This is a genomic window from Salinicola halimionae, assembly GCF_003206065.1.
GTDB lineage: Bacteria > Pseudomonadota > Gammaproteobacteria > Pseudomonadales > Halomonadaceae > Salinicola > Salinicola halimionae.
In genome coordinates this window covers 211,601-227,003 of the sequence record NZ_PZJQ01000003.1, presented here as the reverse complement: position 1 = coordinate 227,003, position 15,403 = coordinate 211,601, and the positions used below count along the sequence as shown (strand labels likewise).

Genomic DNA, 15,403 nt, shown 5'->3' with positions numbered 1-15,403 from the left:
AGTCAAGGTCTGAGGTTGAGTCGAAGGCTACATCGAGGTCTTCGAAGCGCATTGCCCAGGGCGCAGGCAGCTGGATTTTCGGCACGGCAATACGTCGCGCCTGCATGGCCAGCCTGACACTGGTCGCGATGTGTCTGGCCGGCCTCGTGACCCCGGCCCAGGCGGAGGAATCGCCGACTCAGGTGATTCAGCAAAGCGTCGATTCGTTGATGTCCGAACTGGACGGCAAGAAGGACTACTACGCCCAGCACGAGGGCGAACTGTCGAAGCTCGTCGATACCAACATGGCGGACGTGGCCGACTTTCGTTACATCGGTGCCAGCGTGATGGGCCGCTATTTCCGCGGAGCCACGCCGGAGCAGCGTTCGCAATTCGTCACGGTGTTTCGCAAGACGCTGATCGACACGTATGCCAAAGGCCTAGTGACGTTCGACTACAAGACGCTCCGAGTGAAGGAAGACCAGGATGCGGGACGTTACGACGACCAGGCATCGGTGGCGATGGAGGTCGTTTCTACCGGCGGGGAAACCTATCCGGTCAACTTCACGCTGCGTCAGAGCGACGGGCAGTGGAAGGTAATCAATGTGATCGTCAACGGCATCAACCTCGGCCTGACGTTCCGTAATCAGTTCGATCAGGCGATGAGAGACAACAATCGCGATATCGACGCGGTGATCTCTAACTGGGCACCGGAAGTAGGTACCGACGAGCTCGAAAAGGGCGGCGACGCGTGAGCATGCTGCTCGAGCGCAAGGACGCCACGCTGGAAGTCGTCGACGAACACGTGTTGACGATTCGCGGCGAGGCGGACTTCGACAGCGCCGGCCCGCTGGCCCAGGCGGGCCGGCATTGGCTCGCGGATCAGCCGGAGCAGACCGAGGTCTCCTTCGATCTGACCGGTGTGCAGATAGCCAGTAGCGCCGTCCTCAGCGTGCTGCTGGTATGGGTGCGTAGCGTCAATCGGCACTCTCTGACGTTACGCCGCGTCTCGCTGTCGTTGCCTCTGCAACGGCTGATGGATATCACCGAGCTGGCGCCGTTGCTGCCGGTTGTCGAGTCCACCGGCGCCGAGTCGGCCGAGCTTCGGCGCTAGCGCAGGCTCCGGCGGCCAAGTTCGATCCCCGGCGTCGGCGTCACCTCCGGCCTTATTCTGGCTGTCGACAAGATCGCCAAGACGGGGCGCTTTCCGCTACCATGTGGCGCTTTCCCTGCGCATTCTGCGCAGCTGTCACAAGGGAGCCCGATCGTCATGCAACCCAGCGATGTCAAAAGCCGCCTCGAGAACCAGATCGACGGCTGTGAGTTCCATATTCAGGGTGAAGGCTGCAACTTCCAGGTGATCGCCGTGGGCGATGTCTTCGATGGCATGAGCCCGGTCAAGCGGCAGCAACTGATCTACGGCGCGTTATCGGATGAAATCGCGTCCGGCGCGTTGCACGCCATCACCATCAAGACTTTCACGCCTGCGCAGTGGCAAGCAGCGCCCGAAAACCTGGGCGCTTGATTCAAAACAGGCGCCTGAACGTCGTTCTGGACCTTCGGGTCGGTCATCTCTCTCGATTCTATAGCGAACCTTCATGGACAAGCTGATCATCACCGGTAACGGGCCGCTCGACGGCGAGGTCTGGGCCAGCGGCGCGAAAAACTCCGCGCTGCCGATCCTGGCGGCGACGTTGCTCGCCGACGAACCCGTCACCATCGGCAACCTGCCACATCTTCAGGACATCACCACGACGCTCGAGTTGCTCGGAAGGATGGGCATCGAGCCGGTCATGGGTGAGAAAATGAGCATTCAGATCGACGGCTCCCAGGTGCGTGATTGCCACGCACCCTACGAGCTGGTCAAGAAGATGCGTGCCTCGATCCTGGTGCTAGGCCCGCTGCTGGCACATTTCGGCACGGCCGACGTGTCGCTGCCGGGCGGCTGTGCCATCGGCTCCCGCCCGGTGGATCTGCATATCCGCGGGCTCGAGGCGATGGGCGCCGAGATCACGGTCGAAAGCGGCTATATTCGCGCGCGCGTGAACGGCAAGCTCAAGGGTGCCACGATATTTTTCGATACCGTGACCGTGACCGGCACCGAGAACCTGCTGATGGCGGCAACGCTGGCCGAAGGCACGACGGTGCTGGAAAACGCTGCCCGCGAACCGGAAGTCGTCGATCTGGCCGAATGTCTGATCGCCATGGGCGCCAACATTCGCGGGCAGGGTACTGACACGATCACCATCGAAGGTGTCGAGCGTCTTCACGGTTGCCACTACGAGGTCATGCCGGACCGTATCGAAACCGGAACGTTCCTCGTCGCTGCCGCGGCGACCGGCGGCCGCGTTCGCGTACGCAAGACCCGCTCGGACATCTTGGAAGCGGTGCTGGCCAAGCTCGAGGAAGCCGGCGCGACCATCACCACCGGCGAAGACTGGATCGAGCTCGACATGGGCGGGCGTCGGCCCAAGGCCGTCAATCTGCGCACGGCGCCGTATCCGGCGTTTCCGACCGACATGCAGGCGCAGTTCGTGGCGATGAACGCCGTGGCCGAAGGCACCGGCACCGTGGTCGAGACGATCTTCGAGAACCGCTTCATGCACGTGCAGGAGCTCAACCGCATGGGCGCGCATATCGCTCTCGAGGGCAACACGGCGGTGGTGACCGGCGTCGAGAAGCTGTCCGGCGCGCCGGTCATGGCGACGGACCTCCGCGCCTCGGCGAGCCTGGTCATCGCGGCGATGCTGGCGCAGGGGGAGACGATGGTCGACCGGATATATCACATCGATCGCGGTTACGAGTGCATCGAAGAAAAACTGCAGCTACTGGGCGCGCGCATTCGTCGCGTGCCGGGTTGAGCGACGGCTAGAGAGACCATGAGCAACCAACTGATTCTGGCCCTTTCCAAAGGCCGTATCCTCGAAGAGACCTTGCCGCTGCTGGCGGATGCCGGCATCACGCCGGCGGACGATTTCGGCAAGAGCCGCAAACTGCTGTTCGATACCAACCTGCCCGACGTCAAGCTGGTGGTCATTCGCGCCGTCGATGTGCCGACTTACGTGCAGTTGGGGGCAGCCGACCTTGGCGTCGCCGGCAAGGATGTGCTGCTGGAGCATGGTGCCGAAGGGCTCTACGAACCGCTCGATCTGGGTATCTCGCGTTGCCGTCTGATGACGGCGGGAATCGTCGGCGCAGAGCCGGCCCATGCCAGGCGGCGCGTGGCGACGAAGTTCGTCAACGTGGCGCGCCGCTATTATGCGGAGCAGGGAATTCAGGCCGAGGTGATCAAGCTCTACGGGGCGATGGAGCTGGCGCCGCTGATGAATCTGGCGGATGAAATCGTCGATATCGTGGACACCGGCAATACGCTGCGTGCCAACGGCATGGCGCCCCGCGAGTTGATCGAGAACATCAGCACTCGGTTGGTGGTCAACAAGGCGTCGATGACCATGAAGCACGAACGGCTGCGTCCGCTGATCGAGCGTTTGCGTCAGGCGGTCCAGGATCGAGGTATCACCGCCGTCTGAGACGAACCCGGCGCCCCAGGCGACGGGCATCGACAGCGTCGTTCGAACGTAGAGAGAATCGAGAGAATCGAGAGATGAGCCAGATGACAACCATAGCCCGTCTTACCACTCAGGACGTCGACTTCGAGGCGCGACTCGAGTCGCTGCTGGCCTGGGAAGGGGTTTCCGATCAGGAGGTCGGTTCGCGGGTCGCGGAGATTATCGCCGCCGTCCGTCAGCGCGGCGATGACGCCGTGGTCGAATACACCAATCGCTTCGATCGTCTTTCCGTGAGCTCGATGTCCGAGCTGGCGATCGGCGCTGAGCGCCTGGCGGCAGCGTTCGCCGCGGTACCGCAGGAACAGCGCGAAGCGCTACAGCAAGCCGCCGAACGCATCCGCGCTTATCATCAGCGCCAGAAGCCGGAATCCTGGCAGTACAACGAGCCGGATGGAACCCTGTTGGGGCAGAAGGTTTCGCCGCTCGACCGGGTCGGCATTTACGTCCCCGGTGGCAAGGCCGCTTACCCATCGTCCGTGTTGATGAACGCGGTGCCGGCGCACGTGGCGGGCGTGGCGGAAATCATCATGGTCGTGCCGACGCCGGATGGCATCGTCAACGAACTCGTGCTGGCCGCTGCGCATCTTGCCGGCGTCGATCGTGTATTCACGTTGGGCGGCGCTCAGGCGGTGGCGGCGCTGGCCTACGGCACGCAGACCGTACCGCGGGTCGACAAGATCGTCGGGCCCGGCAACATCTATGTCGCTACCGCCAAGCGGGCAGTTTTCGGACAGGTAGGTATCGACATGATCGCGGGGCCGTCCGAGATTCTGGTGGTTTCCGACGGCAAGACCGATCCGGACTGGCTGGCGATGGACCTGTTCTCCCAGGCCGAGCACGACGAGGACGCACAGGCCATTCTGGTGACGTGGGACGCGGATCACCTGGATGCCGTGCTGGCTTCGATCGAGCGTCTGCTGCCGACGATGGAGCGAGAGGCGATCATTCGCGAGTCGCTGGCCCGTCGTGGGGCGCTGATTCTATGCGATGGGCCGGCGCAGGCGGTCGAGCTGATCAACCGGGTCGCGCCAGAGCACCTGGAACTTTCCGTGGAGGCGCCGCAGGAGATGGCGGAAGGCGTGCGTCACGCCGGGGCCATCTTCATGGGACGCTACACGGCAGAAGTCCTGGGCGACTACTGTGCCGGGCCCAATCACGTGCTGCCGACCTCCGGAACAGCGCGCTTCTCGTCGCCGCTGGGGGTCTACGACTTCCAGAAACGTTCGTCGTTGATCCAGTGTTCGGCGGAGGGTGCCGACACACTGGGCCGAACCGCTTCCGTGCTGGCGCGGGGCGAGTCACTGACCGCTCACGCACGATCGGCCGAGAACCGTTTCAAGCGTTAGCAATGACGCGCCTGGCAATGATTCACCCCCGTCATGACCGCGATCGCCGCCCTTCGAGGCGGCGATCCTGTCTGGGTGCCGGCCCGAGCTAGGGCTGGTCGTTGCCGTCGTCGCCGTTACCCGGTGGCGTTGTTTCGACACGCTGCTCGTCGCCGTTCGTGCCGTTTTTACCCGGTTCCTCGAGGCTCTTGTCATCGGTGCCCGATCCATTGGCGTCGGGTTGCTCAGTGCTATCGGATTGCGGTGCTTGCCGGGACGCGCTATCGCGATTTTCGGTGGGTTGGGGGCGCTCGCCGACGTTCAGGGTCACCTGGCGCTTCTCACCGCCGCGCACGATCGTCAATGGCAGCCGTGTACCGGGTGCGATTTCGGCGATGTCCACCTGCGTCTCCCTAGGGTCGAGAATCGGCTTTCCATCGATCGCCAGCAGAATATCGCCAGGCCGGAGCCCGGCTTCGGCGCTGGGGCCACCCGGTGCCACATTGGCGATTATGACGCCGCTCAAGGTCTTGAGGCCGAACGAAGAGGCGAGGTCTGGAGTCATCTGCTGGGCATCCAGCCCCAGCCAGCCACGGATGACTCGGCCCTGAGTCACGATGTCGTCCAGAATGCTGCGTGCCAGATTGGCCGGGATCGCGAAGCCAATGCCTTGAGAGCCGCCGGAGCGCGAGAAAATCGCCGTGTTGATGCCGATAAGCGAACCGTTGGCATCCACCAGTGCGCCGCCGGAATTGCCCGGATTGATGGCGGCGTCGGTCTGGATGAAATCCTCATATCGGCTCAGGCCCAGATGGTCCCGTCCGGTCGCACTGATGATGCCCATGGTGACGGTCTGACCGACCCCGAAGGGGTTGCCGATCGCCAGGGTGACATCACCGATGGCAATATCTTCGGAGTCGCTCAGCTTGATGACCGGGAGGTTCTCCATATCGATCTTGAGCACCGCTAAGTCGCTGTCGGGGTCGGTCCCTATCACTCGGGCAATGGCTTCCCGGCCATCCCGCAGCGCAACCTGAATCTCATCGGCATCGCTGATGACGTGGTTGTTGGTGAGGATGTAGCCGTCTTCGCTGACCACGACCCCGGAACCGAGACTCGACAGCATGCGTTGACGCTGAGGCATGTTCTTGCCGTAGAACTGTCGGAAGAAAGGATCCGACATCAGCGGATGCTGATTGGTATCGACCACGCGGGACGAGTAGACGTTGACCACCGCGGGAGCGGCGTGATTGACGGCTCGGGAGTAGCTGACAGGACCTTCGTGGCGACTCAGCGCCGGGGCATCGACCACCTCGGGCGCGGAGCGATCGCCGGCGGTCGTGGCAGCCGCTGTGTCAGCTTGCGGGTTTGCGCCGCGGGGCTGCTGGCGGCCCAGCAGCGATGGAAACGTATAAAGCAGGACGATTGATAACAGAATGCCGCAGAGAGCGGGCCACAGGTAGGTAGCGAGATGGCGGCGCATGTGCTGGGTCCTTGGACTCGAGGTCGGGCTATTTCGTGGCAGCCGATGGCGATAAAAAGGGTGGTGTTGCGTTCATTGGGATGACTCGCCGACACGATAAGGCGGCTCGGCCAGGCGGCTCTCTGCCGTGACAGCTTCCTAGTTACCAATACGGGCCCGGCGTGTTGTCGTGCTAATGACAGAAGGACGCTAAGCTCGATGACAGTCACGCCGTAAAGGCGATGGCGATACATACTATAAGTGTAACATTCAACAATGCTTTTCGCTGGGAGGCGGTATGGTTTCGCGACAGGTGCTGCAGGCGGCTATCGACACTGAATTGCGTGTCGATACGTTCCAGGACTACACCGTCAACGGTTTGCAGGTCGAGGGGCGTGAGTCGGTCAGCCGAATCGTGACCGGTGTTACCGCATGCCAAGCGTTGCTGGACGAGGCGGTCGCCTGGCGCGCCGACGCCGTGCTGGTTCATCACGGTTATTTCTGGAAAAACGAGCCTGCAATCGTGACAGGTATGAAGCGGCGCCGCTTTGCGACCTTGCTTCAGAACGATCTCAATCTTCTGGCTTACCACTTGCCTCTGGACGCGCATGTCTCGCTAGGCAACAACGCTTGTCTGGGGCGACGTCTTGGCTTTCGAGCAGAGCGTTGCCTAGATGGCGAGCTGGGGCAGGGGCTGCTATGGATGGGTGTGCCGGAGGTAGAGCTCGACAGCCAGGCGCTGGCGGCTCGGATCCAGGACACATTGGGGCGCCAGCCGACGTTGATCAAGGGGCATGCCGGGGTGATTCGCCGTGTTGCCTGGTGCACGGGCGGGGCACAGGACATGTTGCCGCTGGCGGCGGAGGCGGGTGCCGATGCATTCATCTCCGGCGAGATATCCGAGCGCACCACGCACATGGCACGAGAACTCGGCATCACCTATCTGGCCGCAGGTCATCACGCCACCGAGCGGGATGGCATCGAGGCGTTGGGACAATGGCTGGCAGATCGGTTCGAGATCGAACAGCGCTTTATCGATATCGACAATCCGGCATGAGTGACCGCCGCCGCCAGCTCGCCGTCGGTCTTTCGGCGAGTGGCGGGCTAGCGTGAGCGGCGTCAGTCGGGTTGAGGGCGCCAGCAATATCGATGGCGCGGTCGTGTGGGTGGCACCTGCAGGATTGCTGGCGCCGATAGCGCTAATGGCGTCAGTAGCGGGGCGGCTGAGGCGAGTCTTCCTGCTGCCGGCCGGCGTTATGACGTTGCCGAATGCCGTAATCCTCGGCAAGCGTGCCGCCGGTGCCGTCGGCGTAATCACGTGGGACCTCGGGTGCGTCGATCTCCTCGCTCTCTTCCTGTTGGCCGTGCAGGCGGCGCTTCAGCTTCAGGTCGTCGACCAGCTTGTCCGCGCCCTGAACCAGATGTAGTTCTAGGTCGTGGCTCTGGCGCTGAATGCTGGCTGCCAGGTCGGCTACCTTGGCGAAGTGATCATTGAGCCCGTCCTTGACCTGATTGAGTTCGAGTTCGGTCTCGGCCAGGCGTTGCCGCACTTTCTGATTGCGGGCCACATTGGCATTCATCAAATGATAACAAAGGGCGCCGATACCGATGCCCGCCAGGAAGCAGGCGATGGCCAGAATCCAGTCGATATTGCTTTCGTTCACAGTGCGCTCCTCGTCGTCGTGCCCGGCACGACCTGTCCTGTAGGTCTTTGCAGGGCCATTATATCGATCTGCTTGGCTCTCGGGTCAAACCTTGCTTGCGCGTGCCCCCCTGTCAAGACTTTCGTCGAAGCGTATAATCGCGCCACCTGTCCCGACGTGAGGTCACGATACCGCCATGAGTTCTCCCCAGTCTGCGACGTCCGATCCTGATACGATGAAAAGCGCCATGACGCCGATGTCCCGCTATCGCGCCGACCTCGAGCGCGATGATTTCAGCCATGACGCCGCGCAGGAGAATGCGGTCAAGCATTTGCAACGTCTCTATGATGACCTTGCGCGGACGCCGGCGCCGAAGCCGTCATCCTCGGCGCCGGGGGAGTCGAAGCTGTCCAAGATGGCGGGGCTATTCGGCAAGCGTAAGTCATCGGAGCCGGAAGCGAGTGGGGAGCCGCGTGTGATGGGGCTCTACTTCTGGGGCGGCGTCGGCCGCGGCAAGACCTATCTGGTCGATGTTTTCTACGAGTCGCTGCCGTTCGATAGCAAGATGCGCACGCACTTCAATCGCTTCATGCAGCGAGTGCACCGTGAGCTCGAAATTCACAAGGGCGAGAAAAATCCGCTGACCCAGATTGCCGCCACATTTGCCGGCGAGGCGCGTGTCATCTGTTTCGACGAGTTCTACGTCAAGGACATCACCGACGCGATGATCCTCGGCAATCTGATGGAGGCGCTGTTCGCGCAGGGCGTCGTACTGGTGGCGACTTCCAATATCGTGCCGGGCGATCTCTACAAGGACGGCCTGCAGCGGACCCGGTTTCTGCCGGCGATCGATCTGCTTAAGCGGCACTGCGAGGTGGTCAACGTCGATTCCGGCGTGGATTATCGCCTGCGGGCACTCGAGCAGGTCGAAATCTTCCATTCGCCGCTGGATGCCGAGGCCGAGCAGCTGCTAGCGAAGAGCTTTCGCTCGGTGGCGGGCAACGCGGGCCGCGAGAATGCCTCGCTGACGATCAATCATCGTGAGCTGAAAGCTCTTCGGCTTCACGAAGGCGTGGTGTGGTTCGATTTCAAGATGCTTTGCGATGGGCCTCGCAGCCAGAACGATTACATCGAACTATCCCGGGAATTTCATACCGTGCTGGTCTCCGATGTGCCACGGATGAGCGCGAACAGCGACGATCAGGCAAGGCGTTTCATCAGCATGGTCGACGAGTTCTATGATCGTGCCGTCAAGTTGCTGCTTTCCGCCGAGACCGACATCGAGTCGCTTTACACCGGCGACAACCTCAGCTTCGAATTCGAGCGTACGCTGTCGCGCCTGCAGGAAATGCAGTCTCGCGATTACCTGGCGCTGGCGCACAAGCCTTGATCCGGGGGGTGCAGCAAAAGCGCAAGTCGATCTTTCGTCGTTCATTCGGCTCGTGTACAATGCGCGCTCTCGATCCGTTACCGCCATGTCGGCCGCCGTTTTTGGCTCAAGCATGATCGGTAACCCAAGAAAAATAGGGATGGCCGAGAAGCATTGGCTTCGACGCCCAAATACGCTTATTTGGTGAAACACTCATGAAGACGTTCAGTGCCAAGCCGCATACCGTGGAGCGCGATTGGTATGTCGTTGACGCGACGGGCAAGACGCTCGGTCGCCTGGCGACAGAAATCGCACGCCGTCTGCGTGGCAAACACAAAGCGGAATACACCCCGCACGTTGACACTGGCGATTACATCGTCGTCGTCAACGCCGAGAAAGTGCATGTGACCGGCAACAAGGCGCAAGCCAAGACCTATTATCGTCACACCGGTTACCCGGGCGGTCTGCGCACCATGTCGTTCGAGAAGCTGATCGACCATGCGCCGGAACGTGTCATCGAAACCGCCGTCAAGGGCATGCTGCCCAAAGGGCCGCTGGGTCGTGCCATGCACGCCAAGCTCAAGGTGTATGCCGGTACCGAGCATCCGCACGCCGCGCAGCAGCCGCAAGAACTGAACATCTGAGGGTAATCCGTCATGGCACAACAGTATTACGGCACCGGGCGCCGCAAGACTTCTACCGCTCGTGTGTTTCTCAAGCCGGGTACCGGCAAGATCACCGTCAACGACCGCGAGCTGAATGAGTTCTTTGGCCGCGTTACCGCACAGATGGTCGTGCGTCAGCCGCTGGAACTGACCGAGACCACTGGTCAGTTCGACGTCTACGTCACGGTCAAGGGTGGCGGTGGTTCCGCTCAGGCCGGTGCGATTCGTCACGGCATCACGCGCGCGCTGATGGAATACAACGAAGAGTTGCGTCGTCCGCTGCGTGCGGCCGGTTACGTGACCCGCGACGCTCGTGAAGTCGAGCGTAAGAAAGTGGGTCTGCGCAAAGCTCGTCGTCGTCCGCAGTTCTCCAAGCGCTGATCCTGCGGGTCGCGTCTGCGCTCAACGCCCGACTTACTCAGTCGGGCGTTTTGTCGTTGGTACGATGCGTATGGGCATTTGTGCTTCCCGTGGTTGCGGCGGAAACCCAGCCGGGTTACCCGTCGTGTTACCATTGGCCATTGAATTAATGCGAGGAAAGTTTCATGGGTGTAGTGGCCAAGCGATCGTCGATGATCTTTTACTCCGGTAGTGATGATCATTTCAGCCATCGCGTCAGAATCGTGTTGGCAGAAAAGGGCGTGGCCGTCGATATCCTGGAAGTCTCAGCCGACGAGCACAACGCCGAACTGGCGGATCTGAATCCGTACAACAGCGTGCCCACGCTACTGGATCGTGATCTGGTGCTGTACGAGTCCAAGGTCATGATGGAGTATCTCGACGAGCGTTTCCCGCATCCGCCGTTGTTGCCGGTTTACCCGGTGGCGCGTGCGCAGAGTCGCCTCTGGATGCACCGTATCGAGCGCGAATGGTGCCCTCTGGTCGAGCAGATTCAGCAGGGCTCCAAGAAGGATGCGGAGAAGGCGCGCAAGGAACTGCGCGAGAGTCTGACGGGAATTTCGCCGATTTTCGAAGACATGCCGTTTTTCATGAGCGAAGAGTTCACGCTGGTGGATTGCTGCATCGCGCCGATTCTCTGGCGCTTGCCGGCGCTGGGCGTTGAGCTGCCCGAAAAGCAGGTCGCCCCGCTGGTAAGCTATATGGAGCGCGTCTTCGCGCGTGATGCTTTCAAGGTGTCACTATCCGAATCCGAACGTGAAATGCGTAGCTGACACGGCCGTGTCGATAGCTGCCCGAGAGGAGATGACATGCTGACTAGCCGTCCCTATCTGGCGCGAGCCCTCTATGAGTGGCTGCTGGATAACGAGCAGACGCCTTATGTCGTGGTCGATGCCGGAAAGCCCGATGTCAGGGTTCCGCAGCAGTTCGTGCAGAACGGCCAAATCGTGCTGAATATCGCACCGGCGGCGGTACGGGATCTGTCCATCGACAACGTGGCGGTCACCTTCGGGGCCCGATTCAGCGGCCAGCCAATGCAGGTCGTCGTGCCGATGGATGCCTTGATCGCGATCTATGCTCGTGAAAACGGCGTTGGCATGGTTTTCGGTCAGGAGCCAGTCATGCCGAGCTTCGCCAGTGAGGAGGATGCCGCGCTGGAAGACGAGGGGCGGCCTACGCTGGAGAGCGTCGACAGTCGTGTGGAAGAGGATGCTGTCGAGTCATCCGAATCCGCGGCTGAAACGAATGATGCCCGCTCGGATCGTCCCGAAAAAGGCAAGCCGTCCTTGCGCATCGTCAAGTAGGCTCTGCTTTTGTCAGCGCCGTGATTTCATCGGCGTTCGTCAAACGTCAAAGCATTAAAAAAGCCGCCGCCGAATTCGATTCGGCAGCGGCTTTTTCTTTTCGACCCGGGCTTTAGAATCTGGCCTTGGACTCAGGCGATCAATTGAGGTATTCGAACACCTTGACGATACGCTGTACGCCGCCGACGCCGGAGGCGGCGCCGGTCGCTTCGTTGGCTTGTTGCTGGGAGACCAGGCCCATCAGATAGACCGTTCCGTTTTCGGTAATCACCCGAATCAGGTTGGCGTCCAGGTCTTCGTTGGCGACGATGTTGGCCTTGATGCGGCCGGTGATCCAGGTGTCGGTCATGCGCTGGCTGACCGGCGTGTTGGCCGATACCGTCAGCTCGTTGTGCACCTGACGCACGCTGCGTACGTCGCGAGAAATTTCGGTGGCTCGCTGCTTCAGGTCGTCGCTGGGCACCTGGCCCGTCAGCAGCACATTGCTGTTGTAGCTGTCGACATTGACATGCGCGTCGCCGTAGCGAGCGTCAGCGGTATTGAGAGCATCGAATATCTTGCTCTGGATATTACTGTCTTCGACTTTGGCGCCGGGGGTGCGCTCGGCATAGTTCTCTTCCTGGCTACCGGTGGCGCAGCCGCCCAGTGTCAGCAGGCCAATCAAGCAGGAGGAAACGATCAGGGTTCTGTTCATAGGGCTCACTCGTTGCTGCCAAAAAGCTGTTGGTCGATCAGATCGCACAAGCAGTGGATCACTAGAAGGTGGACTTCCTGGATACGCGCGGTGGAGGTCGCGGGAACGCGAATTTCGCAATCTTCCTGGCCGAGCAAGGAGGCCATGTCGCCGCCGTCACGGCCGGTCAGGGCGACGACGTTCATCTCCCGATCGTGGGCGGCCTGAATGGCCTGAACCACGTTGGCGGAATTGCCGCTGGTCGATATGGCCAGCAGGATGTCGCCGGGTTGGCCCAGGGCGCGAATTTGCTTCGAAAACACATCGTTGTAGCTGTAATCGTTGGCGATCGATGTCAGCGTCGATGTGTCGGTCGTCAACGCCAGTGCTGGCAGGCTGGGGCGTTCGCGTTCGAAACGATTGAGCAGCTCGGACGAAAAGTGCTGGCTATCGCCGGCGCTCCCACCATTGCCGCAGGCAAGAATCTTGCCTTCGCTCACCAGACACTGAACCATCATCTGGCTGGCAACTTCGATGAATGGCGGTAACACCTCGCTGGCGTAGGTCTTGGTGTCGATGCTTGAGTTGAACAGGTCGAGAATGCGTGCTTGAAAATCCATGAGCTGCCTATTAGGGCCTGGGTCAATATGCGTCGAAGGCGGCGCGAATCCAGTCGAATTCGAGCGCAGGTAAGCTTCCGGTCACGCCAACGACGTCGAAGCGACAGGGGCATGATAGCCCGTGTGCATGCAGATAAAAACGCGCCGCCTTGATGATCCTTCGCTGCTTGGCCGGCGTGATCGTTTCGAGCGGGTTGCCGTAGTCGGTTCGTCGACGATGGCGGACCTCGACGAAGACCAGATTATCGCCATCCTGCATGACCAGATCGATCTCGCCGCCCTTGGCGTGCTGATTGCTGGCAATCAGTGTCAGGCCCTGCGTCTCGAGCCAGCGGGCGGCGGCCTGTTCGACCTGCTGCCCAAGTTGACGACGATTGGCCGGCCCGGATCGATCAGTTGGCATCGGGCGATTGATTGGTGCGGCCCTCTTTGGTGTCGAGCGCGAACCCGTTGAGGTTGCTGTCGGGTGAGCCTTGCGATTGCGAGACTGGCGTGCTGCGTTCACCATCTCGACCAGGGATCGATGACGCGCGGCTCGACGCGGCCGGGATGGGTGTCAGCAATGGCTGAGGTGTGCCGGACTGGAACACGGCCCACGGTAGCGTGCGTTGGATGCGGCCGTCGTCACCGGCCTGAAGCATGCCGGTGGCACCGAATATCTGAGTATTCGGTAGTGCCTGGATCAGCGGCAGACGACGGGCCAGCTCATAGGCGTCCACGCCCATGGCGTTGAGCTTGAGCAGCCCCGGGTCATCTTGTGTCGACAGTTGCTGATAGGTGGAAGCGAACGGAAGGGCGTCGGCGCCACCTGCAGCGGCATCCGGAATCATCCACGGGATGTCTACGAACTGCACGCCGTTCAGGTCATGGTCCGCGCGTGGCTGAGGCATGCCGTCGTAAAGATGCGATGTCGCGTATACCGGCAAACTGCCAGCATAGTAGAAGTCCAGTGTGGGCGGCACCTGGCGTGCATAGCTGGGCAGTGCCAGCAGGAACAGCATGTCCATGCTCGAGGGATCGCTGTTCAGCAGATTACGCACCGCCGTGGCGACCGAGCCCGAAGGATCGTAGCTGACCACCGAGGCAACATCGCCGCCTTCACGCGTCCAATCTTTGCGGAAGGCAGCCAGTACGCGGGAGCCCCACTCGTTGTCCGGAACCATGATGCCGGCGCGTGAATGACCGTCGAGAAACGCGCGGTGGGCGATCTGGCGAGCCTCGTCTTCAGCGGAGAGGCCGTACTGGAACAGGCTGACGGCCTGATTGTGGGCATGTTCGCCGTAGTTCAGGGCCAGGGTGGGCAGCGGTACGCTGCTGCGAGTTTCCAGCTCACTGACCTTGTTCTTGTCGAGAGGCCCGATGACCGCCTGAGCGCCATTCATGGTTGCCTGGGCATAGAGTGCGTCGATATCCCGCTCGCTGGAATCGACGAAGGTCAGTTGCGGAGTGCGTTCTCCCTGCGCCTCGGCATCGCGAGCGCGCGCCTCGAGGCCTTGGCGAATGGCCGAACCCACATTGGCCAGCGGGCCGCTGCCGGGTAGGAATACCGCGATCCGGTCGATCTCGTTGCCTTCGACTTCACGCAGCGTTGCCAGATCCTGGGGTAGTCGGCGATTGGCCGGGTGATCCGGATAGCGACTGCGCCATTGATCCAGGCGATCGAACAGGTTGGAGATGTCGCCGCTGCTGGTGCGATAGAGTCGGGCGAGAGCCACCCAGCCTTGGGTGATCGAGTCGCTGTTCGTCGCGGCCAAGGCGTCGAGCGCGGCCGGATCGAGGCGTGACAGCGGCTTCCATATCTCGTCGTTCAGTTCATAGGGGGCGTCTTCGCGCTGGAGGCCGATCAATAGGCGGGCAGACGCTTCCGGCTCTTCGACCATGTTCAGCGCAATTCCGCGTCGGTAGCGCAGTGTCTGCCGGTCCCCGTTGGAGAGGTTGCTGGTGCTATCGAGAATATCGGTGGCGCGAATCACGCTTACACCGTCTTCTTCGTTCAGCGCGCTATCGGAAAGCACGAGAGCCCAGCGAATTCGCTGTTCGCCGTCGAGCAACCCTTCGTTGATCTGGCTGGCGATCTGGAGCGCCTGCGCCGTGTCGCCCTGGCGTGCTAGGATATCGGCCGCCTCGAGACGGGAGGCGGCGGCCTGCTGTCCGCTCTGGCTATTGGCTTGTTCGAGCAGCTCCTGAGCACTTGGCCCGCTGATACCTGACATCATGCTCTGACCGGCACAGCCTGCCAGCATCAGAGTTGCCATCAGTGGGAGGAGAAGTTGCCGCAGCGCGTAACGCATAGTGTCTTTCCCTTTACGTGTTGAAGGTCTTGCGCTGTCGATGCCGGTTGTCGCTGACCCGGAGATCGATAGCGGCAGCTCGAAAACTCGAGGCGCTGACCTGT

Annotated in this window: 18 protein-coding genes; 12 read left to right on the top strand and 6 right to left on the bottom strand. The window is 61.4% G+C overall.

Annotated elements, in window-relative coordinates; genetic code table 11:
* Positions 1-104 precede the first annotated feature (104 nt).
* From DOM27_RS05825 to hisD, 6 genes are all read left to right on the top strand, one after another.
* On the top strand, positions 105-734 hold the full coding sequence (locus DOM27_RS05825; protein WP_110655122.1) for an MlaC/ttg2D family ABC transporter substrate-binding protein: 630 nt from the start codon (positions 105-107) through the stop codon (positions 732-734).
* A gap of 2 nt (positions 735-736) precedes the next feature.
* Positions 737-1,093 carry an STAS domain-containing protein gene (locus tag DOM27_RS05820; RefSeq protein WP_245392613.1) on the top strand — a complete coding sequence of 119 codons (357 nt, stop codon included), beginning with the start codon at positions 737-739 and terminating at the stop codon, positions 1,091-1,093.
* Between the two features lie 156 nt (positions 1,094-1,249).
* Positions 1,250-1,504, top strand: coding sequence for a BolA family protein (locus DOM27_RS05815; RefSeq protein ID WP_110655120.1), 255 nt, complete (start codon positions 1,250-1,252; stop codon positions 1,502-1,504).
* Between the two features lie 73 nt (positions 1,505-1,577).
* Positions 1,578-2,840, top strand: coding sequence for a UDP-N-acetylglucosamine 1-carboxyvinyltransferase (murA, locus tag DOM27_RS05810; protein ID WP_110655119.1), 1,263 nt, complete (start codon positions 1,578-1,580; stop codon positions 2,838-2,840).
* A gap of 18 nt (positions 2,841-2,858) precedes the next feature.
* Positions 2,859-3,509 carry an ATP phosphoribosyltransferase gene (gene hisG, locus DOM27_RS05805; protein WP_110655118.1) on the top strand — a complete coding sequence of 217 codons (651 nt, stop codon included), beginning with the start codon at positions 2,859-2,861 and terminating at the stop codon, positions 3,507-3,509.
* Between the two features lie 74 nt (positions 3,510-3,583).
* Positions 3,584-4,894 (top strand): histidinol dehydrogenase, encoded by a 1,311-nt coding sequence (gene hisD / locus DOM27_RS05800; RefSeq protein ID WP_110655117.1) that lies wholly within the window; start codon positions 3,584-3,586, stop codon positions 4,892-4,894.
* 88 nt (positions 4,895-4,982) lie between these two features.
* Here hisD and DOM27_RS05795 read toward each other — a convergent pair whose 3' ends face one another.
* Entirely contained in the window at positions 4,983-6,356 is a 1,374-nt protein-coding gene (locus DOM27_RS05795) for a Do family serine endopeptidase (protein ID WP_110655116.1), read from the bottom strand.
* 277 nt (positions 6,357-6,633) lie between these two features.
* Here DOM27_RS05795 and DOM27_RS05790 point away from each other — a divergent pair, with 277 nt between their 5' ends.
* Positions 6,634-7,392: a Nif3-like dinuclear metal center hexameric protein gene (locus DOM27_RS05790; RefSeq protein WP_110655115.1), complete on the top strand. Its 759-nt coding sequence runs from the start codon at positions 6,634-6,636 to the stop codon at positions 7,390-7,392.
* Positions 7,393-7,543: 151 nt separating this feature from the next.
* On the opposite strand, the gene DOM27_RS05785 is transcribed toward DOM27_RS05790, so the two are convergent.
* Positions 7,544-7,999 carry a Z-ring associated ZapG family protein gene (locus DOM27_RS05785; protein WP_110655114.1) on the bottom strand — a complete coding sequence of 152 codons (456 nt, stop codon included), beginning with the start codon at positions 7,997-7,999 and terminating at the stop codon, positions 7,544-7,546.
* 175 nt (positions 8,000-8,174) lie between these two features.
* On the opposite strand from DOM27_RS05785, the gene zapE reads away from it, so the two are divergent.
* The 5 genes from zapE (at position 8,175) to DOM27_RS05760 (ending at position 11,715) form a co-directional block, all read left to right on the top strand.
* The gene (zapE, locus tag DOM27_RS05780) at positions 8,175-9,368 is read left to right on the top strand and encodes a cell division protein ZapE (protein ID WP_245392606.1); all 1,194 of its coding nucleotides are present in this window, start codon (positions 8,175-8,177) and stop codon (positions 9,366-9,368) included.
* 194 nt (positions 9,369-9,562) lie between these two features.
* A complete protein-coding gene (rplM, locus tag DOM27_RS05775; RefSeq protein WP_110655113.1) occupies positions 9,563-9,991 on the top strand; it encodes a 50S ribosomal protein L13 in 429 nt (142 codons plus the stop codon).
* A 12-nt stretch (positions 9,992-10,003) separates the two neighbouring features.
* Complete coding sequence (gene rpsI / locus DOM27_RS05770) at positions 10,004-10,393, top strand: 30S ribosomal protein S9 (protein WP_110655112.1); 390 nt, start codon at positions 10,004-10,006, stop codon at positions 10,391-10,393.
* Positions 10,394-10,557: 164 nt separating this feature from the next.
* Positions 10,558-11,184 (top strand): glutathione S-transferase N-terminal domain-containing protein, encoded by a 627-nt coding sequence (locus DOM27_RS05765; protein WP_075563123.1) that lies wholly within the window; start codon positions 10,558-10,560, stop codon positions 11,182-11,184.
* Positions 11,185-11,220: 36 nt separating this feature from the next.
* On the top strand, positions 11,221-11,715 hold the full coding sequence (locus DOM27_RS05760; RefSeq protein ID WP_110655111.1) for a ClpXP protease specificity-enhancing factor: 495 nt from the start codon (positions 11,221-11,223) through the stop codon (positions 11,713-11,715).
* A 139-nt stretch (positions 11,716-11,854) separates the two neighbouring features.
* Here DOM27_RS05760 and DOM27_RS05755 read toward each other — a convergent pair whose 3' ends face one another.
* Genes DOM27_RS05755 through DOM27_RS05740 form a run of 4 tightly spaced genes read right to left on the bottom strand, consistent with a single transcriptional unit; the run spans position 11,855 to position 15,299 of the window.
* Positions 11,855-12,409: a BON domain-containing protein gene (locus DOM27_RS05755; protein ID WP_110655110.1), complete on the bottom strand. Its 555-nt coding sequence runs from the start codon at positions 12,407-12,409 to the stop codon at positions 11,855-11,857.
* Between the two features lie 5 nt (positions 12,410-12,414).
* Positions 12,415-13,008: a phosphoheptose isomerase gene (locus tag DOM27_RS05750; RefSeq protein ID WP_110655109.1), complete on the bottom strand. Its 594-nt coding sequence runs from the start codon at positions 13,006-13,008 to the stop codon at positions 12,415-12,417.
* Between the two features lie 22 nt (positions 13,009-13,030).
* Positions 13,031-13,411 carry a YraN family protein gene (locus DOM27_RS05745; RefSeq protein WP_110655108.1) on the bottom strand — a complete coding sequence of 127 codons (381 nt, stop codon included), beginning with the start codon at positions 13,409-13,411 and terminating at the stop codon, positions 13,031-13,033.
* The gene (locus DOM27_RS05740) at positions 13,401-15,299 is read right to left on the bottom strand and encodes a penicillin-binding protein activator (protein WP_110655107.1); all 1,899 of its coding nucleotides are present in this window, start codon (positions 15,297-15,299) and stop codon (positions 13,401-13,403) included. Before DOM27_RS05740 ends, DOM27_RS05745 begins: the two co-directional genes overlap by 11 nt.
* Between the last annotated feature and the right edge of the window lie 104 nt (positions 15,300-15,403).